This window comes from Rhodococcus sp. SMB37 (assembly GCF_004345605.1).
GTDB lineage: Bacteria > Actinomycetota > Actinomycetes > Mycobacteriales > Mycobacteriaceae > Rhodococcus.
In genome coordinates, this window is sequence record NZ_SLVY01000004.1 from 307,820 (window position 1) to 328,165 (window position 20,346).

Annotated in this window: 21 protein-coding genes; 17 read left to right on the forward strand and 4 right to left on the reverse strand. The window is 66.8% G+C overall.

Translation table 11 applies throughout. From position 1 onward, the window contains the following. The first annotated feature begins 5 nt into the window (after positions 1-5). The 4 genes from EV641_RS09235 (at position 6) to EV641_RS09250 (ending at position 4,625) form a co-directional block, all read left to right on the forward strand. A complete protein-coding gene (locus tag EV641_RS09235) occupies positions 6-968 on the forward strand; it encodes a proline dehydrogenase family protein (RefSeq protein WP_054719766.1) in 963 nt (320 codons plus the stop codon). Positions 969-998: 30 nt separating this feature from the next. Beyond that, positions 999-1,682: a rhomboid family intramembrane serine protease gene (locus EV641_RS09240; RefSeq protein ID WP_132471572.1), complete on the forward strand. Its 684-nt coding sequence runs from the start codon at positions 999-1,001 to the stop codon at positions 1,680-1,682. Between the two features lie 53 nt (positions 1,683-1,735). After that, positions 1,736-3,178: an acyl-CoA synthetase gene (locus EV641_RS09245; RefSeq protein WP_132471573.1), complete on the forward strand. Its 1,443-nt coding sequence runs from the start codon at positions 1,736-1,738 to the stop codon at positions 3,176-3,178. 226 nt (positions 3,179-3,404) lie between these two features. Next, on the forward strand, positions 3,405-4,625 hold the full coding sequence (locus tag EV641_RS09250; RefSeq protein ID WP_241997007.1) for a helix-turn-helix domain-containing protein: 1,221 nt from the start codon (positions 3,405-3,407) through the stop codon (positions 4,623-4,625). Positions 4,626-4,681: 56 nt separating this feature from the next. Here the strand turns inward: EV641_RS09250 and EV641_RS09255 are convergent, their stop codons facing one another. Next, complete coding sequence (locus EV641_RS09255) at positions 4,682-6,013, reverse strand: amino acid permease (RefSeq protein ID WP_241997009.1); 1,332 nt, start codon at positions 6,011-6,013, stop codon at positions 4,682-4,684. 85 nt (positions 6,014-6,098) lie between these two features. Next, on the reverse strand, positions 6,099-7,052 hold the full coding sequence (dapD, locus tag EV641_RS09260; RefSeq protein ID WP_132471575.1) for a 2,3,4,5-tetrahydropyridine-2,6-dicarboxylate N-succinyltransferase: 954 nt from the start codon (positions 7,050-7,052) through the stop codon (positions 6,099-6,101). Between the two features lie 98 nt (positions 7,053-7,150). On the opposite strand from dapD, the gene dapE reads away from it, so the two are divergent. The 10 genes from dapE to EV641_RS09310 all read left to right on the forward strand — a co-directional run bounded on the left by dapE (position 7,151) and on the right by EV641_RS09310 (position 15,736). Continuing rightward, complete coding sequence (dapE, locus tag EV641_RS09265; protein WP_132471576.1) at positions 7,151-8,227, forward strand: succinyl-diaminopimelate desuccinylase; 1,077 nt, start codon at positions 7,151-7,153, stop codon at positions 8,225-8,227. A 10-nt stretch (positions 8,228-8,237) separates the two neighbouring features. Beyond that, positions 8,238-9,050, forward strand: a complete 813-nt coding sequence (locus tag EV641_RS09270; RefSeq protein ID WP_054716906.1) for a TIGR00730 family Rossman fold protein — start codon at positions 8,238-8,240, stop codon at positions 9,048-9,050. Continuing rightward, positions 9,044-9,604, forward strand: a complete 561-nt coding sequence (locus EV641_RS09275; RefSeq protein ID WP_132471577.1) for a TIGR00730 family Rossman fold protein — start codon at positions 9,044-9,046, stop codon at positions 9,602-9,604. The genes EV641_RS09270 and EV641_RS09275 overlap by 7 nt, the downstream gene beginning before the upstream one ends. Positions 9,605-9,720: 116 nt before the next feature. After that, complete coding sequence (locus tag EV641_RS09280) at positions 9,721-11,496, forward strand: long-chain-acyl-CoA synthetase (RefSeq protein ID WP_132471657.1); 1,776 nt, start codon at positions 9,721-9,723, stop codon at positions 11,494-11,496. A gap of 19 nt (positions 11,497-11,515) precedes the next feature. Then, a complete protein-coding gene (folP, locus tag EV641_RS09285; RefSeq protein ID WP_132471578.1) occupies positions 11,516-12,469 on the forward strand; it encodes a dihydropteroate synthase in 954 nt (317 codons plus the stop codon). Beyond that, complete coding sequence (locus tag EV641_RS09290; protein ID WP_054716279.1) at positions 12,466-13,383, forward strand: glucosyl-3-phosphoglycerate synthase; 918 nt, start codon at positions 12,466-12,468, stop codon at positions 13,381-13,383. Before folP ends, EV641_RS09290 begins: the two co-directional genes overlap by 4 nt. A 34-nt stretch (positions 13,384-13,417) precedes the next feature. After that, complete coding sequence (locus tag EV641_RS09295) at positions 13,418-13,867, forward strand: DivIVA domain-containing protein (RefSeq protein ID WP_132471579.1); 450 nt, start codon at positions 13,418-13,420, stop codon at positions 13,865-13,867. Then, entirely contained in the window at positions 13,864-14,436 is a 573-nt protein-coding gene (locus tag EV641_RS09300; RefSeq protein WP_132471580.1) for a DNA-3-methyladenine glycosylase I, read from the forward strand. The genes EV641_RS09295 and EV641_RS09300 overlap by 4 nt, the downstream gene beginning before the upstream one ends. A gap of 151 nt (positions 14,437-14,587) precedes the next feature. After that, positions 14,588-14,755: a DUF3117 domain-containing protein gene (locus tag EV641_RS09305; RefSeq protein ID WP_011211259.1), complete on the forward strand. Its 168-nt coding sequence runs from the start codon at positions 14,588-14,590 to the stop codon at positions 14,753-14,755. 105 nt (positions 14,756-14,860) lie between these two features. Next, positions 14,861-15,736 carry a putative RNA methyltransferase gene (locus EV641_RS09310; protein WP_054716276.1) on the forward strand — a complete coding sequence of 292 codons (876 nt, stop codon included), beginning with the start codon at positions 14,861-14,863 and terminating at the stop codon, positions 15,734-15,736. Here the strand turns inward: EV641_RS09310 and glgA are convergent. After that, entirely contained in the window at positions 15,723-16,895 is a 1,173-nt protein-coding gene (gene glgA, locus EV641_RS09315; protein ID WP_054716273.1) for a glycogen synthase, read from the reverse strand. The two genes, EV641_RS09310 and glgA, sit on opposite strands and share 14 nt — an antisense overlap. Positions 16,896-17,046: 151 nt before the next feature. Here glgA and glgC point away from each other — a divergent pair, with 151 nt between their 5' ends. After that, positions 17,047-18,261: a glucose-1-phosphate adenylyltransferase gene (glgC, locus tag EV641_RS09320; RefSeq protein WP_132471581.1), complete on the forward strand. Its 1,215-nt coding sequence runs from the start codon at positions 17,047-17,049 to the stop codon at positions 18,259-18,261. Positions 18,262-18,283: 22 nt separating this feature from the next. Here the strand turns inward: glgC and EV641_RS09325 are convergent, their stop codons facing one another. Then, positions 18,284-18,919, reverse strand: a complete 636-nt coding sequence (locus EV641_RS09325) for an O-methyltransferase (RefSeq protein WP_054716265.1) — start codon at positions 18,917-18,919, stop codon at positions 18,284-18,286. Between the two features lie 288 nt (positions 18,920-19,207). Here EV641_RS09325 and sigE point away from each other — a divergent pair, with 288 nt between their 5' ends. Together sigE and EV641_RS09335 are read left to right on the forward strand one after the other, a co-directional pair. After that, complete coding sequence (gene sigE / locus EV641_RS09330; protein WP_132471582.1) at positions 19,208-19,834, forward strand: RNA polymerase sigma factor SigE; 627 nt, start codon at positions 19,208-19,210, stop codon at positions 19,832-19,834. A 16-nt stretch (positions 19,835-19,850) separates the two neighbouring features. Continuing rightward, on the forward strand, positions 19,851-20,225 hold the full coding sequence (locus EV641_RS09335) for a hypothetical protein (protein ID WP_054716261.1): 375 nt from the start codon (positions 19,851-19,853) through the stop codon (positions 20,223-20,225). Positions 20,226-20,346: the final 121 nt, after the last annotated feature.

A 20,346-nucleotide genomic window follows, 5' to 3' on the forward strand; every position in this document is an offset into this window, starting at 1 on the left:
GTGCGATGTCGAATCCGCTGCGCCCGGTCATTCTCACGGCCGCGAAATCCAACGCGGTGCGTCGCCTGGTCACGGTGGCGCCGCCCACCCGCCGGATCGTCGACAGATTCGTCGCCGGAACGACTCGCGCGGACGCGATGACCGTCGCCACGCAGTTGTTGGGCTCGGGCCGGGGCGTGAGCATCGACCATCTCGGTGAGAACACCCTCGACGTCGGGCACGCGCGCATCGTTGTCGGCGAATACTGTGATCTGCTCGCCGATCTCGGGACGCTCGGCGAACTCACGCCCGAGACGTTCACCGGTTCGCCCGCAGTCGAGGTGTCGGTCAAGCTCACCGCGCTGGGGTTGTCGCTCGGGACGGACGGCAGCAAGATCGCGCTCGACCACGCTCGGGAGATCTGTGCCGCCGCGCAGGAAGCGGGCGCGTGGGTCAGCATCGACGCCGAAGACCACACGGTCACCGACGACACGCTCGCGATCGTCCGCGACCTGCGCGCCGATTTCCCCGATGTCGGGGCGGTCGTGCAGGCGTATCTGCGCCGCACCGAGGGGGACTGTCGAGAACTGGCGGGGCCGCGGTCGAGGGTGCGGCTGTGCAAAGGCGCCTACGACGAGCCCGAGTCGGTGGCGTACCGGGACCGCGCCGAGGTCGATGCGTCGTATCTGCGGTGCCTGCAGATCCTCATGGCGGGCGACGGCTACCCGATGGTCGCCTCCCACGATCCCGCCTTCGTCACGGCGGTCGATCCGCTGGCCGCGGTCGAAGGACGTGGCCGCGGAGAGTTCGAACATCAGATGTTGTTCGGGATTCGCGACAACGAGCAGCAGCGCTTGGCAGATGCCGGGCGTCGGGTGAGGGTCTACGTACCGTATGGGTCGCAGTGGTACGGCTATCTCATGCGACGCCTCGCCGAGCGCCCGTCCAACCTGCGATTTTTCGTGCGTTCGCTCCTGAGCCGCGACTGAACGGGCCACCTCGCCGGTAGATTGGCGCTCGTGAGCACCTCCGGCGACGACCCCCGTTCGTGGGTGCTCTACGTCGTCGTGGTGGCTCTGACCGCTCTGATGGCAGGCCCGGGCCGAAGTGCCGCGAAGGGCTGGTGGTGGCCGCCTCCGATCGCGGCGATCGCATTGTGGGTGCTGGTCGCCGTGCCGTCGGTGATCCGGTTGATCTCGCCATCGCTGCTCGATGTGTTCCGCCGCTACCCGGTCCGCACCCGCGACGGGGAATGGTGGCGGGTGCTCACGTCGGCGCTGACCCAGGACGGTGGTGTCGCCGGCACGGTCGGCAACCTGGTGATGCTCGCGATCGTCGCGATCGCGGCGGTGCGCGTCTGGGGGTGGCAACGCGCGGTTGCGTTGTTCGTAGTCGGACAACTCTTGTGGGGGTTGTTCACGTCGTTCGTCGCGCCGTCGGTGGGGGCGGGCGTCTCCGGCGCGACCTTCGTGATGGCGGCGTCCCTCGCGGGCCTGTGGACGGTGGTGGGGGCGCGGCGCACCCTGCTGGTGGCATCGGCCGGCACGTTCGTTGCCGGGGTACTGCTGGTGGTCCTCGACGATGCCCACGGTGTGGCGGTGCTGATCGGCATGCTTCTCGGGGCAGTGCTCGGAATCGTGCTCCCGCCGTCTCGGCAGGTCACCGCGTCCGGCCCCGAGATGCACGGTCGTCTCCGTTCCTGACCGTGCGCACAGCGATACGTGCGATCGGCGATCGCGACAGTATCGTGACAGCTGTGTCTGCACTACTGCGATCGTTGAACCCGCTTGCCGTCGCCCGCGGTGACGATGTGTCCGATGCCGTCCGGATCGACGGCCATACCTTGTCGCGCAGCGACATTCTCGGGGCGGCGACCGCGGTGGCCGCGCGTGTGTCGCGAGCCGAGCGGGTCGCGGTGCTCGCCACCCCCACGGCGACGACGATCGTGGCGGTTGTCGGCTGCCTGCTCGCGGGCGTCACGGTGGTACCGGTGCCGCCGGACTCGGGTCCTGCGGAACTCGCTCACATTCTGAAGGATTCGGGTGCACAGGCCTGGCTGGGGCCAGGACCGGATACAGGCGATGCGGCTGCAGGTGCGCAGGTGCCGGAACTCCCGGTGCTACCGGTCCGACTGCATGCGCGCGACTGGCACCATGTACCGGAGCCGAGCCCGAAGAAGATCGCGTTCGTGCTCTACACCTCCGGCACCACGGGAGCCCCCAAGGGAGTGTTGCTCAGCCGTCAGGCAATTGCAGCCGGTCTCGACGCGCTCGTGCGGGCCTGGGACTGGACCGAGCGAGACACCCTCGTGCACGGACTGCCGCTGTTCCACGTGCACGGGCTGATCCTCGGTGTGCTCGGTCCACTTCGGGTGGGCAGCAGGCTGATCCACACGGGCAAGCCGACACCGCAGGCGTACGCGGAGGCCGCCGGCACACTTTATTTCGGTGTGCCGACGGTGTGGTCGCGGGTGGTCGAGGACGAAGAGTCTGCGCGCGCTCTGGGGCGTGCGCGACTGCTCGTCTCGGGTAGTGCGCCACTTCCGGTGCCGGTGTTCGAGAAGCTGCGTGAGCTGACCGGGCAGGCCCCGATCGAGCGCTACGGCATGAGCGAAACGATGCTCACGGTGAGCACCCGTGCCGACGGTGAGCGTCGACCCGGCTGGGTGGGGGTACCGGTCGCCGGGGTGCAGACGCGGCTGCGCGACGAACACGATGCCGACGTGCCCCACGACGGGGAGAGCATCGGCGTGCTGCAGGTGCGAGGTCCGATGTTGTTCGACGGCTATCTGGGTCGCCCCGAGGCCACGGCGGCATCGTGGACCGAGGACGGCTGGTTCATCACCGGTGACGTCGCGGTGATCGATGCCGAGGGTTTTCACCGGATAGTCGGCCGGGAGTCGACGGATCTGATCAAAACGGGCGGCTTCCGAGTGGGGGCAGGGGAGATCGAAACCGTGCTCCTCGGACATCGGTCGGTAAGAGAGGTTGCGGTTGCGGGGCTGGAAGACGATGATCTCGGCCAACGTATCGTCGCGTTCGTGGTTCCTCACGTCGATGGTCCGGAAGTGGTCGAGGAAGAGTTGATCACGCTTGTTGCTCAGCAGCTTTCGATCCACAAGCGCCCGCGTGAGGTGCGAGTGGTCGACTCGTTGCCGCGCAACGCGATGGGAAAGGTACAGAAGAAACTGTTGCAGTAGTGACGTTGGCGGAACATTCTCCGGCCCAGTGCCGGTGCCGACGGAAAGTCGACACACAGTCGGCTCGGGGGTTGCGTGTGCCACACTCCAGGGCGGATTGTCTACTGCAGAGTAAGTAGGTCTACTCACTTCGATGGGGGTTCGAGGTATGTCTTTGACGGATCAGGTTCGCGAAACCGAGCAAGCGCTTCGTCCGGATCGCTACGACGGCGCGAGCCCGGCCTTCATGGTCGACGGCAAGCCCGCGTCGGTTCCGCTTCGCGACCTGCCGGCAGTGGCGCGCAAGCTGGTCGCGCACTTCGCCGACAATGTCGCACCGTGCTCACTGCGTCCCGGAGAGTCGTTGCGGGGCGACGTCACCGAGGTCACCGTCCGGTGCTTGCGCATCGCGATCCACCTGCTCGATTCCGGCGAACTCCCGTCGGACGCCGATCTCGCAGATCTGCGCAGCAGCGCAGCACAGTGGGCGCGGGCGGGATTCCGCCTCGAATACATGCTGCGCATCTACCACGAGGGCATCCGCCTCGGTTGGGAGCTCGTCAGTGACCGTGCCCGCGAGGGCGACGTCATGTCGGTCGCGGATGCCTCGCGGCTGTGGATGGCGCTGCTCGAACGCGTCACCGTGACCGCCACGACCGGATTCGTCTCGGAACTCGAGGTCATCCGCCGCGAGCGTGACGTCGCCGCACAGGAACTCATCGCCGCACTGCTCAGCGGACAGGATGCCGCGTCGGTCGCACGCCGTTCCGGGCTCGAACTCGCCGACGGATACACCGTGCTCGCCGTGTCGCTGGCGCGGCACCCCGACGAGCGGAATCCGCACGTGCGCCCCGAAGTCGTCGCACGCCGGACCCTGCGCCGCGTCGAGGTCGAACTGGAAGCCATCTGCGACGGCAAACACCTGGCGCTGCTCGGGCCCGAAGGGGGGACGGTGTTGCTCGCGGGGGCGTCGACCTCGCCCGTGGTCGACGACCTGCGCCGCCGGATCGAGACGGTGGCCGGTGTGTCGGTGACGGTGGCGCTGGTGCACGCGTCTGTGCCGGAAGTTCCGGCAGCGGCGAAGCAGGCCCACGAACTGCTCGACCTCGTCCGATTGCTGGGACGCCCGGTCGGCACGTACGGGATGCACGATCTTGCTCTCGAATACCAGCTGACCCGTCCGGGGCCGGCGCGGCAGTACCTCGCGCGTGTCCTCGACCCGCTCGACGACTCACCCGAACTCGTCGAGACCCTCGAAACGCACATCTCGCACGACCTGAGTCGGCAGCTGACCGCGCGCACACTGCACGTGCACGCCAATACCGTCGACTACCGGCTCAAGCGGGTTGCTCAGCTGACCGGTTTCGACCCCACGCGGCCCTCGGGCCTGCGGCAGTTGCAGGCCGCGCTGATCGCCCGGCGGCTCGAAGGCCTGGGTGCGGATCGGGAATTCCTCGCCGCCCAGTAGGTTCTCGCCCCACGCAGTCGGGGCTGGGTCCAGCGCTCTGCTGGGCCCGGCATCCGTCAGGATGCGGGGCGGTCGGCTGTGTCGACGGAGACTGCGGGGTGGTACCGGCGCCAGCCGATACCGATCACGGTGATGACCACGAACAGCGCGGCAGTAGCCGTGAGCTGCGCGCGGGCAGCGGAATCGGAGAGCATCAAGGCGATGAACGCGACGAGCATGGCGAGCGTGAACCAGCTCAGGTAGGGGAACGCCCACATCTTCAGTTTCAGCGTGCCGTCCTGCTCGAACTGCCGCCGTAGCCGCAGGTGTGCGACCACGATGAAGAGCCAGATCGCGATCAGTGCCGAGCCGACGGCGTTGAGCAGGATCCCGAGGATTTGATCGGGAAGCAGCCAGTTCAGCCACACGCTGACGAAGCCGAAGAAGACCGACACCAGTACTGCGTTGCGGGGCACTCCGTTGTGTGAGAGCTTGCCGAGCCACGCCGGTCCGTCCCCACCGCGCGCGAGGGAGTATGCCATCCGTGAGGTTCCGTACACGTTGGCGTTGAACGCAGACAGCAGCGCGATCACGACGACGAGTTCCATGAATCCGGAAACGTAGGGGATCCCGGCGATATCGAGGACGGACACGAACGGCGAGGCGTCGCCGCTCGCGGTGGTCCACGGCAACACGAGCACCATGATCGCGATCGAACCGAGGTAGAACAGGCTGATACGCCAGACGACCGAGCGGACGGCGGTGGCGATCGACCGTTCCGGATCCTTTGATTCGGCAGCGGCGATCGTGACGATCTCGATGCCGCCGAACGCGAACGCGACCGCGAGCAGGCCGGCGGCGATGCCTGCGAGGCCGTTGGGCGCGAAACCGTCGCCGTCGCCGAGCAGATGCACCGTGCCGACCGGATCGGTACCGGGCAGCAGACCGAACACCAACAGCACACCCAGCACGAGGAAACCGAGGATGACGGCGACCTTCAATGCGGCGAACCAGAATTCGAACTCACCGAAATTCGCGACACGTGCAAGGTTGACCACGGCGAAGAAAGTGACGAACACGAGCGCCACAACCCATTGGGGCACACCGGGAAGCCACGACTGCACGATGGCCGATGCGCCGGTGATCTCGACGCCCAGGACCATGATCAGCATGAACCAATACAGCCAACCCATCGTGAATCCGGCCCAGCGGCCGATTCCGATGCGGGCGTAGTGCGAGAACGACCCCGACACCGGTAGTGCCGCGCCCATTTCGCCGAGCATCCGCATCACGAAGATGATCATGATGCCGGCGAGGGCATACGAGACGAGGACGGCGGGACCTGCCGCTGCGATACCCACACCCGAGCCGAGGAACAGACCCGCGCCGATCGCGGAGCCGAGCCCCATCATGGTCAGATGTCGGACTTTGAGCCCGCTCCCGAGGTGCTGCGGTTCGGTTGCGGGCGACTCGGCTGTGCTCAAGGGACCCTACTCAGTCGTTTGCGTGGAGGGCTGCGTTCAGCTCTACACCGGTGCCCTTGTTCGGGACCACTTCCACAGCACCACTGACCGAGTTACGGCGCAGCATGAGATTGGACTTGCCGTTGAGTTCCTTGGCCTTGACAACGGTGCCGTCGGGGCCGGTGACCTTGGTTCCGGCGGTGACGTACAGGCCGGCCTCGACGATGCAGTCGTCGCCGAGCGAGATGCCCACACCGGCGTTCGCGCCGAGGAGGCAGCGCTTGCCGATGGCGATGACTTCCTTGCCGCCACCCGACAGGGTGCCCATGATCGAAGCACCGCCGCCCACGTCGGAGCCGTCGTCGACGACGACGCCCGCCGAGATCCGGCCTTCGACCATCGAGTTGCCGAGGGTGCCGGCGTTGAAGTTGACGAAGCCCTCGTGCATCACGGTGGTGCCGGACGCAAGGTGCGCACCGAGGCGGACGCGGTCGGCGTCGGCGATGCGGACACCGGACGGCACGACATAGTCGACCATGCGCGGGAACTTGTCGACGCCGTAGACAGTGACGGGGCCGCGGATGCGCAGGCGCGAACGGACGAGCTCGAAGCCCTCGACCGCGCAGGGGCCGTAGTTGGTCCACACGACGTTCGCGAGGAGTCCGAAGAGGCCGTCGAGGTTGACGCCGTGCGGCTGGACGAGACGATGGGAGAGCAGGTGCAGACGCAGGTAGGCGTCGTGTGCGTCGACAGGTGCCTGCGACAGATCGGCGATGGTGGTGCGGACCGCGACCTGGTTGACGTCGCGCGCCTCGTCGGTCCCCGCGAGCAGCGCGAGGTCGGACGGGATGTCCTTGCCTTCGAGCCGCGTCGTCCCGGTTTCGGTGTGTTCGCCCAGCGTGGGGGCCGGGAACCAGGTGTCGAGGACGGTGCCGTCCGTCGCGATGTTCGCGATGCCTACTGCTGATGCTCCGTGTGCACTCACGGTCGAGAAGCGTACGCGAGGCACCCGCGCTCCTGTGTAGGCCCTGTGAAAAACCGATGCCGAACCTGTGAAAATCGATGGTTCCGTATTGTGCGGCTATGGCCGTACCGCACCTTGACCTGCATGCCGATCCGATCGACCTCACCGCAGCCCTGGTGGATATCCCCAGCGTGTCGCAGGACGAATCGGTCATTGCCGACGCCGTCGAGAAGGCGTTGCGCGAACAGACGTCGGGGTTCGAGGTGATCCGCAGTGGCAACGCCGTCCTGGCCCGGACGAATCGGGATCTCGGCAGTCGCGTGATGCTGGCCGGTCACCTCGACACGGTGCCGATCGCCGACAACGTGCCGTCGCGGCGCGAGGGCGACCTGATGTACGGGTGCGGGACCTCCGACATGAAGTCGGGCGACGCGGTGTTCCTGCATCTCGCGGCGACCGTCGCCGAACCCGTCCATGATCTGACGCTCGTGTTCTACGACTGTGAGGAGATCGCAGCCTCCTTCAACGGGCTCGGCCGAATCGAGACCGATCTGCGCGAGTGGCTCGACGCCGACGTCGCGATCCTCGGCGAGCCCACAGGTGGGCTGATCGAAGCGGGTTGTCAGGGGACGCTGCGGGTGAGGATCACCACGGGAGGTGTGCGAGCACATTCGGCAAGGTCCTGGCTCGGCGACAATGCGATCCACAAACTCGCGCCCGTGCTCGACCGACTGTCTCGGTACGAAGCGCGGTCGGTCGACATCGACGGCTGTGTGTACCGCGAAGGACTGTCCGCCGTGCGGCTCGGAGGGGGAGTGGCCGGCAATGTCGTGCCCGATGCGGCGGAGGTCGACGTCAACTTCCGATTCGCACCGGATCGCGGCCCCGATGAGGCTCTCGCGCATGTGAAGGAGGTCTTCGCGGGCCTCGACATCGAGATGGAGCTGACCGACATGTCGCCGGGCGCTCTGCCCGGCCTGTCGAACTCTGCCGCGGCGGCGCTGGTGGCGGCGGCCGACGGCCGGTTCCGCGCGAAATACGGATGGACCGACGTGTCGCGGTTCGCGGCCCTGGGGATCCCCGCAGTCAATTACGGCCCGGGCGACCCGAACCTCGCGCACAAGCGGGACGAGAACGTGGACGTGCGTCACATCACCGAGGTGACCGCGGTGCTCCGCGGGTACCTCACCCGATAACGTGACCGACATGCCAGGCGACGAACCCCCCACGAACTCCGACAGTCGACGCGATCGCGACGAGATCGTGCATCGGGGACCCGTGCAGTTGCGCGGCGACCGTGCGTTCGAGTCCACCATGATGGATCAGCGCCTCCTCGACCGACGTGGGCCCGCCGACTGGGTGCACACCGACCCGTGGCGGGTCCTGCGGATCCAGAGCGAATTCGTCGAAGGGTTCGGTGCGCTCGCCGAGGTCCCGCGCGCCGTCGCGGTGTTCGGGTCGGCGCGTACACCGACGGACCACGCGGACTACGCGATCGGTCGTCGTCTCGGTGCCGCACTCGTCGATGCGGGTTACGCCGTGATCACCGGTGGCGGGCCCGGAGCGATGGAGGCCGCGAACCGCGGGGCGAGCGAGTCGGGCGGTTTCTCGATCGGCCTGGGCATCGAGCTGCCCTTCGAGCAATCGCTCAACGACTGGGTGGATCTGGGCCTGAACTTCCGGTACTTCTTCGCGCGTAAGACGATGTTCGTGAAGTACTCGCAGGCGTTCGTCTGCCTGCCGGGCGGGTTCGGAACGCTCGACGAGTTGTTCGAAGCTGTCACGCTGGTGCAGACCCACAAGATCACCCAGTTCCCGATCGTGTTGTTCGGCACCGAGTACTGGTCGGCGCTGCTCGACTGGATCCGCGCGACGATGCTGCGCGAGGGCAAGATCTCGGCCGAGGACTTCGACCTGATCTCGGTGACCGACAGCATCGACGAAGCGGTGCAGATCATCGTCGCTGCGCACCGCGGTGAGGACGAGCACGAGCTCTACGGTGAGGAGGCCTCGTGGTGAGCGAGCCCGGCCTGGCGGTGTGCGTCTACTGTGCGTCCGGTCCGGTGGACAAGTCGTACCTCGAGTTCGCGAGCGCGGTCGGCACGGCGCTGGGACGACGCGGATGGCGGTTGGTCTCCGGCGGGGGCAACGTGTCGATGATGGGTGCGATCGCCGAGGCCGTCCGCGCCGCAGGTGCACACACGGTCGGAGTCATCCCGAAGGCACTTGTGCACCGCGAGGTCGCCGACGTCGATGCGGACGAGCTCATCGTCACCGACACGATGCGGCAGCGCAAGGAGATCATGGAGACCCGCGCCGACGCGTTCATCGCCCTGCCCGGTGGAATCGGCACTCTCGAGGAGCTGTTCGAGACCTGGACCGCGGGATACTTGGGTATGCACGACAAGCCAATGGTGCTGCTCGACCCGGTCGGGCACTACACCGGTCTGCTCACGTGGCTCGAGTCGATGGTCGACACCGGGTTCGTGGCTCGGCGTGCGCTCGATGCTCTGCAGGTCACCGGTGATATCGAGGACGCGCTCGATCGGTGCGGCGCGGCCGCGCGAGTGTAGAGGGGGTTCCGTTCGGAGAACCGATTATCTACTCTTCGGTAAGTTCGGGGGAGCTGCGACTTCGTCCGAACCTGCTGCCCTGCCGACCGCCGTGAGGAACGACGTTGACCAACCCCGTGTCCACCGAGCGTGATTCGACCGTATCCCCGATCGGTCTGCTTGCCCAACTACCGGCCATGTTGCCCGATGCGCCGAGCCTGCTGCGCGGAGCGCTCGGGATGACCCGCACCCCGAAGGCCCGCGAAACGATCGGGTCGGTGTTCCAGAAGCTCGCCGACCGTCGGCCTGATCAACCGTTCCTGCGCTTCGACGGCGACACACTGAGCTACGGCGACGCGAATGCACAGGTCAACCGGTACGCGGCCGTGCTGACTGCGAGGGGAGTGCAGGTCGGTGACGTCGTCGGCATCCTCATGGCGAACCGACCCGAGGCGCTGCTCATCACACTTGCAGCGGTCAAGCTCGGTGCCGCGGCCGGCATGCTCAACAATCACCAGCGTGGGGAGGTGCTCGCCCACAGCCTCGGACTGCTCGACAGCCGAGTCCTCGTGATCGGCGAAAAATGCGAGGAGGCGATCGAGTCGCTCGACGGGCCGCCGCAGGCGGAGGCGGTGCTGCGCGTCGACGAACTGGACTCACTCGCCGCCGAGGCCGATTCCGCGAACCCGGCAGTCACCGAACGCCTGCAGGCATCCGAGACCGCGTACTACATCTTCACGTCCGGAACGACGGGGCTGCCCAAGGCCAGCAAGATGTCGCACTTCCGCTGGCTGAAATCGATGTCCGGGCTCGGCGGGCTGGGTGTGCGCCTGCGTCGTGACGACACCCTGTACTGCTGCCTGCCGCTCTATCACAACAACGCACTGACGGTCGCGCTCTCGTCGGTGCTCGGCTCGGGTGCGACCCTCGCGTTGGGCCGCAAGTTCTCTGCGTCGGGATTCTGGGCGGATGCCCGTCGCAACGGTGCCACCGCGTTCATCTACATCGGTGAGATCTGCCGCTACCTGCTCAACCAGCCCGAGCGTCCCGACGACCGCGACAACGGCATCCGGCTGATGGTGGGCAACGGACTGCGACCGGAGATCTGGACCGAGTTCACCGAACGCTTCGGAATCGACCGTGTCGCGGAGTTCTACGGCGCGAGCGAATGCAACATCGCATTCATCAACGCCCTCAACCAGACCCGCACCGCGGGAATCTGCCCCCTGCCGCACGCGGTGGTGGACTACGACCCCGATACGGGCAAGGCACGACGCGGTGCGGATGGGAATCTGAAGAGCGTCCGGCGCGGTGAGGTCGGTCTGCTCCTCGCGAAGGTCACCTCCCGTGCCCCCTTCGACGGCTACACCGATCCCGACGCCACCGAGGCCAAGCTCGTCCGCAACGCGTTCGACGACGGAGACGTCTGGTTCGACACCGGCGACCTCGTCCGCAAACAGGGCTTCATGCATGTGGCGTTCGTCGATCGCCTCGGCGACACCTTCCGGTGGAAAGGCGAGAACGTCGCGACCACCCAGGTCGAAGGGGCAGTGTCGTCGCACGACACGATCGCCGAAGCGGTCGTCTACGGGGTCGAGGTGCCCGGCGTCGAAGGTCGTGCGGGCATGGCTGCGGTGACGCTGCAACCGGACGCGACATTCGACGGTGCGGAACTCTCGGCAGCGCTGCACCGCGCGCTCCCGGACTACGCAGTTCCGCTGTTCGTGCGGATCGTCGACGAGCTCGAGCACACGACGACCTTCAAGAGTCGCAAGGTGGATCTGCGCAAGCAGGGCTACACCGACACCGGCTCCGACGGCCTGTTCGTCCTCGAGAATCGTTCGGAGGGATACCGCCGCCACTACGACGGATACGTCGATGCAGTCGCGCGGGGTGAAATCCCCCGGCGCTGATCATGTCAGGATGGGAGCCATGACCGGTTCCGCCGCAGAGGTTCCCGAGTTGCCCGCGCAGCCCGACGCGCGCCCATCCGGGCCCGCGTCTCCGACGCCGGACGGACGACCGTCTCCGACGCTGTGCGGCCGACCGGTCGCGGCCGACCGGGCCCTCGTGATGGCGATCGTCAACCGCACCCCGGACTCCTTCTACGACCGAGGTGCGACGTTCACCGACGACGCTGCGCTCGCTGCCGTCGACCGGGCCGTCGTAGAGGGCGCCGATCTCGTGGACATCGGCGGTGTCAAAGCAGGCCCCGGTGATCTCGTCGACACCGCAGAGGAGATCAGGCGGGTGGTGCCCTTCGTCGCAGCGATCCGTGAGCGGTACCCGGATGTGATCATTAGTGTCGACACGTGGCGCAGCGAAGTGGCCCGCCGCTCGGTTGCCGAAGGCGCCGACCTGATCAACGACACGTGGGCGGGCGCCGATCCCGAGCTCGTCGACGTCGCAGCCGAGCTCGGTGCGGGCATCGTGTGCTCCCACACCGGTGGCGCGATCCCCCGGACGCGCCCTCACCGGGTGCGGTACGCCGACATCGTCGCGGAGGTCGCTGCCGAGGTCGTCGGAGCCGCCGAAGACGCTGCGCGACGAGGCGTCGCGGCCGATTCGATCCTCATAGATCCGACGCACGATTTCGGAAAGAACACCTATCACGGGCTCGAATTGTTGCGGCACGTGGACGTTCTCGTAAAAAGCGGGTGGCCTGTGCTCATGGCCCTCAGTAACAAGGACTTCGTAGGCGAGACTCTGGGTGTCGAACTCGCCGAGCGGTTGGAGGGCACATTGGCAGCGACAGCATTGTCCGCGGCAGCAGGCGCGAGGGTGTTCCGGGTGCACGAGGTCGCAGCGACCCGTCGCGTGGTCGACATGACGGCGGCGATCATCGGGACCCGCAGGCCCGCACGCACGGTCAGGGGGCTGGCATGAGCGCCCCCACACGCACGTGGAGCGAAGCGAACAGTTGGGACCGCCCCACGTGGACGGTCGACGAACTCGAGCGTGCGAAGGCAGGGCGCACGGTCACGGTGGTGTTGCCGGCCCTCGACGAGGAGGAGACCGTCGGGAAGGTCGTCGACACGATCCATCCGCTCCTGGGTGGGCTCGTCGACGAACTGGTGGTGCTCGATTCGGGTTCCACGGACGACACCGTGGCCCGTGCGCGTGCCGCCGGTGCACGCACGATCTCACGCGAGGAAGCGGTGCCCGGTCTGCCACCGGTCCCCGGCAAGGGCGAGGTCCTGTGGCGGTCGATCGCGGCGACGTCCGGAGATCTGATCGCGTTCGTCGATTCCGATCTCATCAACCCGGACCCGGCGTTCGTGCCGAAGCTCCTCGGCCCGCTGCTGCTCGGTGACGGGATTCACCTCGTCAAAGGTTTCTACCGCAGACCCCTGCGTGTCAGTGGCGCGGAGGAAGCCTCCGGCGGTGGCCGGGTCACCGAACTGGTCGCGCGGCCGCTGCTCGCGGCACTGCGGCCGGAACTGACATGTGTGCTCCAGCCTCTCGGAGGTGAATACGCGGGTACCAGGGAGCTGCTGCAGTCGGTTCCGTTCGCGCCGGGCTACGGCGTCGAGATCGGACTTCTGCTCGATACGTACGACCGGCTCGGTCTCGATGCGATCGCCCAGGTCAACCTGGGAGTGCGCAAACATCGGAATCGCCCCCTGTCCGAGCTCGGTGCGATGAGCCGGCAGATTGTCGGAACGATGCTGGGTCGTTGTGGAATCGCGGATTCGGGTGCGCCGCTGACCCAGTTCCTCGTCGACGGCGACTCGTTCAGTCCCGTCGAGACCCGCGTGAGCCTCGAGGACCGTCCACCGATGGCGACGATCACCGGCTGACTCTGATGTCGGCGCGGCGTGTCAAGATCGAGGAATGCTGACGGTCCTGCTGTACGTGCTTGTCATCGTCGTCGTCGGCGCCGCGCTGTACTTCGTCGCGAGCGTGGTGTTCGGGCGGGGTGAGGCGCTCGCGCCCATCCCGCCCGGCACCACCGCGACGGTCTTACCTGCGTCCGACGTGACGGGGACCGACGTGCGAGATCTGCGCTTCCAGCAGACGCTGCGCGGATACAAGATGGGCGAGGTCGACTGGGCACTCGATCGGCTCGCCCGTGAGATCGACGAACTCCGGGCCAGGATCGAGGAGTACGAAGGGCCGGCCGAGACCCTCGGCGACGATGCGCCGGTGTCCGAGGATCCGGTCGTCGAGGAACCCACCGAGACCGAGACCGAGCCGGAGGAACGGGACACAGACGAAGACCGAGACGAAAAAGGCACAGACCGAACAGGCCAAGAAGGCGCCGACAGGGAGACCACCTCATGACCGAGGTCGTACGGGTGCGGTGCCCCTGGGCGATCGACCGCCCAGGCGAGACGCTCTACCGCGACTACCACGACATCGAGTGGGGACGAGAGCTGCACGGTCGCGATGAACTGTTCGAGCGGCTCGCCCTGGAGGCGTTCCAGTCGGGTCTTTCGTGGTTGACGATCCTGCGGAAACGCGAGAGGTTCCGTGCGGCGTTCGACGGTTTCGACGTCGATGTCGTGGCTCGCTACGACGACGATAAGATCGCTGAGCTGATGGTCGATGCGAGCATCGTCCGCAACCGGCGCAAGATCGAGGCTGTGGTATCGAACGCGCGAGCGGTGCTCGACCTCGACGATTCCGACCTCGATACCTTGCTGTGGTCGTTCGCGCCGGCGCGGCGCGCCCACCGACTCGACTCCGTCGATCGGATTCCGGCGGTGACCCCGGAATCGACGGCGATGGCACGTGAGCTCAAGCGCAGGGGTTTCCGTTTTGTGGGCCCCACCACCGCGTATGCCCTCATGCAGGCCACCGGGATGGTCGACGACCACATAGCGCAGTGCTGGGTTCGAACGGACGCTTGACCTACTTCGCGTGGGCGCGCGCGGGAGTCCGCTGTCCAGCGAGGACCGCGATAGGGAACAATGGTGGAGCGCGCATCGTCGACCGCGACGAGGCAACCACACGGTAACCCACGCGCCCGGAGGTCGGGTGCAGATTTGGAGGGAGCAGAGGATGGCGGCCATGAAGCCCCGGACCGGGGACGGTCCCCTCGAAGCAACCAAAGAGGGACGAGGAATCGTCATGAGGGTTCCACTCGAGGGCGGCGGACGTTTGGTCGTCGAGCTCACGCCGGACGAGGCTGCGGCCCTCGGCGACGAACTCAAGAGTGTCACCAGCTGATCAGCGCCTCTTTCGACGTTTCCGGGCCTCGCGCTGTTGTATGTGCGCGGGGCCCGGTTTCGTACCGGCGGAAGCTGCCGCGTGCGTCGTGGATGAAGGGAAACCATGCTCGATTCGGTGATCGACCTCCTCGCGTGCCCGCAGTGTGAGTCCGCGCTGGACCTCGACGATACAGCGGTGTTGTGCGAACGAGGCCACAGCTTCGACATCGCGCGGCAGGGATACGTCTCGCTCCTGACCGGCGCGGCGACCCGCTTCACCGGCGATACCGCGGAGATGATCGCCGACCGCGCCGCGTTCCTCGGCGCCGGCCACTACGACCCGATTCGCGACGCGGTGACGGCTGCGTGCGCGTCCGTCCCGTCGGATTCGGGTGTGCTCGAGGTGGGTGCGGGAACCGGCCAGTACCTTGCGTCGGTGCTCGACGGGATGCCTGGTGCGCGAGGCATCGGTCTCGACGTGTCGAAACCGGCGGTGCGTCGTATCGCACGGAGCCATCCCCGGGCCGGCGCCGTCCTGGCGGACGCGTGGGCACAGATCCCGGTGCGGTCCGGGATGCTCGGTCACGTGCTTTCGGTGTTCGCTCCCCGCAATGCGTCCGAGGTGCACCGGGTCCTCGAGCCGGGCGGGGCGCTCGTGGTGGCCACTCCGACCCCGGAGCACCTGCGCGAACTGGTGTCGCTGCCCGGGATGGTCAGCGTCGACGAACACAAGACCGAACGCTTGTCGGCCGCGTTGTCCGGCCTGTTCGAGCGACACGACCGCACCGAGATTCGGTTCGCGATGGAGCTGACCCGCCAGGCACTTGATGCTCTCGTGGGTATGGGGCCGTCCGCCTTCCATCTCACCACGCAGCAGCGCGCCGAGATGCTGGAGGTGCTGCCCGGCGGATTCGAGGTGACCGCGTCGGTGACGGTGTCGACGTGGGTCCGACGGCCCGGTGACAGGGTCCGGCGGGACGATGCGGTCAGCGGCGACTGATCGCGTCCTGGTAGACGGCGAGGGTATCGCGCGCGATCTGCGCCCACGAGAACTCGTCGATCGCCCGTGCGCGCCCCGCCCGCCCGAATTCGGCCGCACGTACGGGGTCGGTGGCGAGGTCGTTGACAGCATCCGCGAGTGCGTGTTCGTAGACCGCGGGTTCGTACGAGTTGTAGTGCACGAGTGTGCCGGTGACGCCGTCATTCACGACCTCGGGGATTCCGCCCACATCCGACGCCACCACCGCGGTCTCGCAGGCCATCGCTTCGAGGTTGACGATGCCGAGCGGCTCGTAGACCGAGGGGCACACGAACACCTGCGCGGCAGCGAGCAGCTCGCGGACCGATTCGCGTGGGAGCATCTCCTGCACCCAGATGACATTGCCCCGTGAATTCTGCACCTCGGCGACGGCCCTTTCGGTGTCCGCTGCAAGTTCGGGGGTGTCGGGGGCGCCCGCGCACAACACGAGTTGGATCTCGGGTGCGATGCGGTGCGCTGCCGCGATCAGATGGCCGAGGCCTTTCTGCCGGGTGATACGTCCGACGAACACGGCGATCGGGGCTGCGGGGTCGACACCGATGGCCGGAAGCACCGATTCGGCGCCCGGCGTGAGGGGGCCAGGGTGCCATGCCGAGGTGTCGATCCCGTTGCGCACCACGTGGACGCGCGCGGGGTCGACGAACGGGTACGCGTCGAGGACATCGAGTCGCATGCCGTCGCTGACTGCGATGACGGCGTCCGCGTATTGCACGGCGTTTCGCTCGGACCACGACGAAATCCGGTAACCGCCACCGAGCTGTTCGGCTTTCCACGGGCGCCGGGGCTCGAGCGAGTGAGCGGTGAGGATATGCGGGACGTCGTACAGTTCGGCGGCGAGATGGCCGGCCAGACCCGAGTACCAGGTGTGTGAGTGGACGATGTCCGCTCCGGCCGCTCCGTGGGCCATGCGCAGTTCCGCCGACAGGGTGGTCAAGGCGGCGTTGGCTCCGGCGAGAGCCGGGTCGGGGGAGTACACGATTGCGGTCTCGCGGGGTGCCCCCATGCAGTGCACGTCGACCTCGCACAGTCGCCGTAGTTGCGACACGAGCTCGGTTACGTGAACGCCTGCGCCGCCGTATACCTCGGGCGGATATTCCCGTGTCATCATTGCCACCCGCACCGCATCAAACTATCCGGCCGCCGAACTTCCGGCCACTCGATCCCGAACGCCGGGGCAACGGGCCACCCGCGGCAGCCGAGGACGCGGGTCCGATTGCTACTTGTTCCCACTTGGCTGGCGGCATCGTGGGCAGTGCGGATAGGTTGAGCGTGTGAGGAGCCAGCCACATGTGCTTGGAATCGTGCTCGCCGGCGGCGAGGGTAAGCGGTTGTATCCGTTGACCGCGGACCGCGCGAAGCCCGCGGTGCCGTTCGGAGGTGCGTACCGGCTGATCGACTTCGTGCTGAGCAACCTCGTCAACGCGGGTTATCTACGCATCTGTGTGCTGACTCAGTACAAGTCGCACTCACTCGATCGGCACATCTCCCAGACGTGGCGACTGTCCGGTTTCACCGGCGAGTACATCACCCCGGTGCCCGCCCAGCAGCGCCTCGGGCCGCGCTGGTACACCGGGAGCGCCGACGCGATCCTGCAATCGCTGAACCTCGTGTACGACGAGGACCCCGAATACATCGTGGTGTTCGGCGCGGACCACGTCTACCGCATGGACCCCGAGCAGATGGTGCGTCAGCACATCGAATCCGGCGCCGGCGTCACCGTCGCGGGGATCAGGGTCCCGCGCAGCGAGGCGTTCGCATTCGGATGCATCGACAGCGACGAGACCGGCCGCATCACGCAGTTCCTCGAGAAGCCGGCGCACCCGCCCGGCACGCCCGACGACCCCAACGTCACCTTCGCCTCCATGGGCAACTACGTCTTCACCACCAAGGTGCTGGTCGAGGCATTGCGGGCCGATTCGGAGAACTCGGACTCCGACCACGACATGGGCGGCGACATCATCCCCGCGCTCGTGTCGCAGGGAGCCGCACACGTCTACGACTTCAACGACAACGTGGTGCCGGGCGCCACCGAACGCGATCGCGCCTACTGGCGCGACGTCGGAACGCTCGACGCGTTCTACGACGCACACATGGATCTCGTGTCCGTCCATCCCATCTTCAACTTGTACAACAAGCGCTGGCCCATCCGCGGGGCCGCTGAGAATCTTCCGCCGGCGAAGTTCGTGCAGGGCGGTCTCGCGCAGGAGTCGATTGTCGGGGCCGGAAGCATCCTGTCGGCTGCTACCGTCCGCAATTCGGTGCTCAGTTCCAACGTGATGGTCGAGGACGGCGCCACCGTGGAGGGCAGCGTGGTGATGCCCGGGGTCCGGATCGGCAAGGGCGCAGTCGTGCGTCACGCGATTCTCGACAAGAACGTCGTCGTCGGAGACGGCGAGATCATCGGAGTCGACCTCGAACGCGACCGTCAGCGTTTCGCGGTGAGCAACGGCGGAGTCGTCGCCATCGGCAAGGGTGTGTGGATATAGCTCACCTCAAGAGCCACAGCGTTCAGCTCATGCGCACAGCGCACAGCAGTCCGTCGCCGAGCGGCAGCACCACCGGTGCCAGCCGGTCGTCCTGAGAGATTGCGCGCGCAGCCTCACGAACAGCGAGCACCGTCGAGTCCCTGGCGGCCGGGTCGGCGACGCGTCCGTCGAGCAGGGCGTTGTGCAGCACGATGACGCCACCGGGTCTGAGTAGCCGGACCCCCTCTCGGACGAAGTGGGGGTGGTCGGCGGGGGTGGCGTCGACGAAGACGAGGTCGTATCCGGAATCGGCGAGGCGCGGCAGTACGTCGAGTGCGCGGCCGTTGATCAGCCGGGTACGGGAGGCGACCACCCCGCCGTCCCGGAACGCGATCTTCGCGGCGCGGTGGTGCTCGGGTTCGCTGTCGATGGTGGTGAGCACGCCGTCCTCGCGTACTCCGTGGAGCAACCACAGACCGCTCACACCGGCGCCGGTGCCGATCTCGACGACGGTGCGCGCATCGAGCATGCGCGCGAACAGGGACAATGCTGCGCCCACGGACGGAGAAACGGGTTCGGCACCGAGATCGAGGGCGCGTTCGCGTGCGTTGACGAGAGCGTCGTCCTCGACAACGACGTTCTCCGCGTGGGCCAGAATCCGGTCGGCATTGGTCTGCACCCTGATGAGGCTATCCTCGCGACGGCATCAGTGCAGGCAGGCGCGCCCCAGAATCCCGCGTTCGTGGTTTCTCAGGTGACTTTCAGGGTACTCATACGGCGTCCACATCGCTGTGGTGAAAAGTGATGGTCGGATACGCAACAGACCGCAGGTTCGACGATCGTCAGGCGTCGGTCGGAAGTGACGTAAGGGAACGCGGCGGGAAATAGAATCCCGCGCCAGAACGTTGCACACCGGAGAATGTCGTTTTCGATCAGCGGTCCCGAAGAGGAGGATCCACAGATCCACATGCAAAGATCCGACACTGTCCCCACCCCCGACGTGATGACGCCCACCGACGCCGACCTGAGTGGCACAGCGGTGTTCGATGCTACCGGCGATCGTGCCGCCATGCCGTCATGGGACGAGTTGGTACGTCAGCACGGCGACCGCGTGTACCGCCTTGCCTACCGTCTTTCCGGCAACGCACAGGATGCCGAAGATCTCACCCAGGACACGTTCATCCGGGTGTTCCGTTCACTGCAGGATTACCAACCGGGCACTTTCGAGGGTTGGTTGCACCGAATCACCACGAATCTCTTTCTCGACATGGTGCGCCGCCGGAATCGCATCCGGATGGAAGCTCTGCCGGAGGACTACGATCGGGTACCGGCCCACGGGCCGAACCCCGAGGAGATCTATCACGACGCCCGCCTCGGTGCCGATCTGCAGTCCGCACTGGACTCGCTGGCACCGGAGTACCGTGCCGCAGTAGTGCTCTGTGACATCGAGGGACTCTCCTACGAGGAGATCGGTGCCACACTGGGGGTCAAGCTCGGTACGGTGCGTAGCCGCATCCACCGGGGCCGCCAGGCGCTGCGCGAGCACCTGCGCGAGCATGGGAAGGTCGAAGTCGGTCGCGTCGATGCGGGGTAGCCGCCAGGAGGATTTGATGACGATGGTGCAACCACCTCGCAGGTTCGGTTCCACGGAGCACCTGGCCAGCGAAGCCGTTGCCGCATTCGTCGACGGGGAGCTCCGGATGTCGGCGTATCTCCGCGCCGCCCAGCACCTGTCCATCTGTGCCGAATGTGCGGCCGAGGTCGAATCGCAGGAACAGGCCCGCCGCGCACTGCGGTCAGCGGCCCGTCAGGCGCCGCAGATGCCGTCGTCGTTGCTCGGTGCACTGAGCAACATTCCCAGCCATCTCTGCGACAAGCCCACCGCCGACCCCGGTGGTTCGCCTGGTGCGGCCGGTCTTTTCGGCGCACCCGCCCAGGATCCGTGGAGTACCGCGCGTCGGTGGTCGATCCGCCGTCGTCGGTGACAGCGAGCGGGCGGTAGCAGCAGACACAGTGCGATCGGTGATACTGGGCTGCGTGACGGACCTACACGGGGGAGACGGACACGCGTGAGCGGCGATTCTGTGCAACGGACGGGTGTGCAAC

What these genes read in the sequence shown, in the direction of transcription:
- EV641_RS09255 (WP_241997009.1), bottom strand. Translation starts at nt 6,013, where the DNA reads ATGGGGCTCGGCTCCGCGATCGGCGCGGGTCTGTTCCTCGGCTCGGGT.
- dapE (WP_132471576.1), top strand. Translation starts at nt 7,151, where the DNA reads ATGGCCGTACCGCACCTTGACCTGCATGCCGATCCGATCGACCTCACC.
- sigE (WP_132471582.1), top strand. Translation starts at nt 19,208, where the DNA reads ATGCAAAGATCCGACACTGTCCCCACCCCCGACGTGATGACGCCCACC.
- EV641_RS09270 (WP_054716906.1), top strand. Translation starts at nt 8,238, where the DNA reads ATGCCAGGCGACGAACCCCCCACGAACTCCGACAGTCGACGCGATCGC.
- EV641_RS09335 (WP_054716261.1), top strand. Translation starts at nt 19,851, where the DNA reads ATGACGATGGTGCAACCACCTCGCAGGTTCGGTTCCACGGAGCACCTG.
- EV641_RS09300 (WP_132471580.1), top strand. Translation starts at nt 13,864, where the DNA reads ATGACCGAGGTCGTACGGGTGCGGTGCCCCTGGGCGATCGACCGCCCA.
- EV641_RS09305 (WP_011211259.1), top strand. Translation starts at nt 14,588, where the DNA reads ATGGCGGCCATGAAGCCCCGGACCGGGGACGGTCCCCTCGAAGCAACC.
- EV641_RS09295 (WP_132471579.1), top strand. Translation starts at nt 13,418, where the DNA reads ATGCTGACGGTCCTGCTGTACGTGCTTGTCATCGTCGTCGTCGGCGCC.
- EV641_RS09310 (WP_054716276.1), top strand. Translation starts at nt 14,861, where the DNA reads ATGCTCGATTCGGTGATCGACCTCCTCGCGTGCCCGCAGTGTGAGTCC.
- folP (WP_132471578.1), top strand. Translation starts at nt 11,516, where the DNA reads ATGACCGGTTCCGCCGCAGAGGTTCCCGAGTTGCCCGCGCAGCCCGAC.
- EV641_RS09290 (WP_054716279.1), top strand. Translation starts at nt 12,466, where the DNA reads ATGAGCGCCCCCACACGCACGTGGAGCGAAGCGAACAGTTGGGACCGC.
- EV641_RS09250 (WP_241997007.1), top strand. Translation starts at nt 3,405, where the DNA reads ATGGTCGACGGCAAGCCCGCGTCGGTTCCGCTTCGCGACCTGCCGGCA.
- EV641_RS09235 (WP_054719766.1), top strand. Translation starts at nt 6, where the DNA reads ATGTCGAATCCGCTGCGCCCGGTCATTCTCACGGCCGCGAAATCCAAC.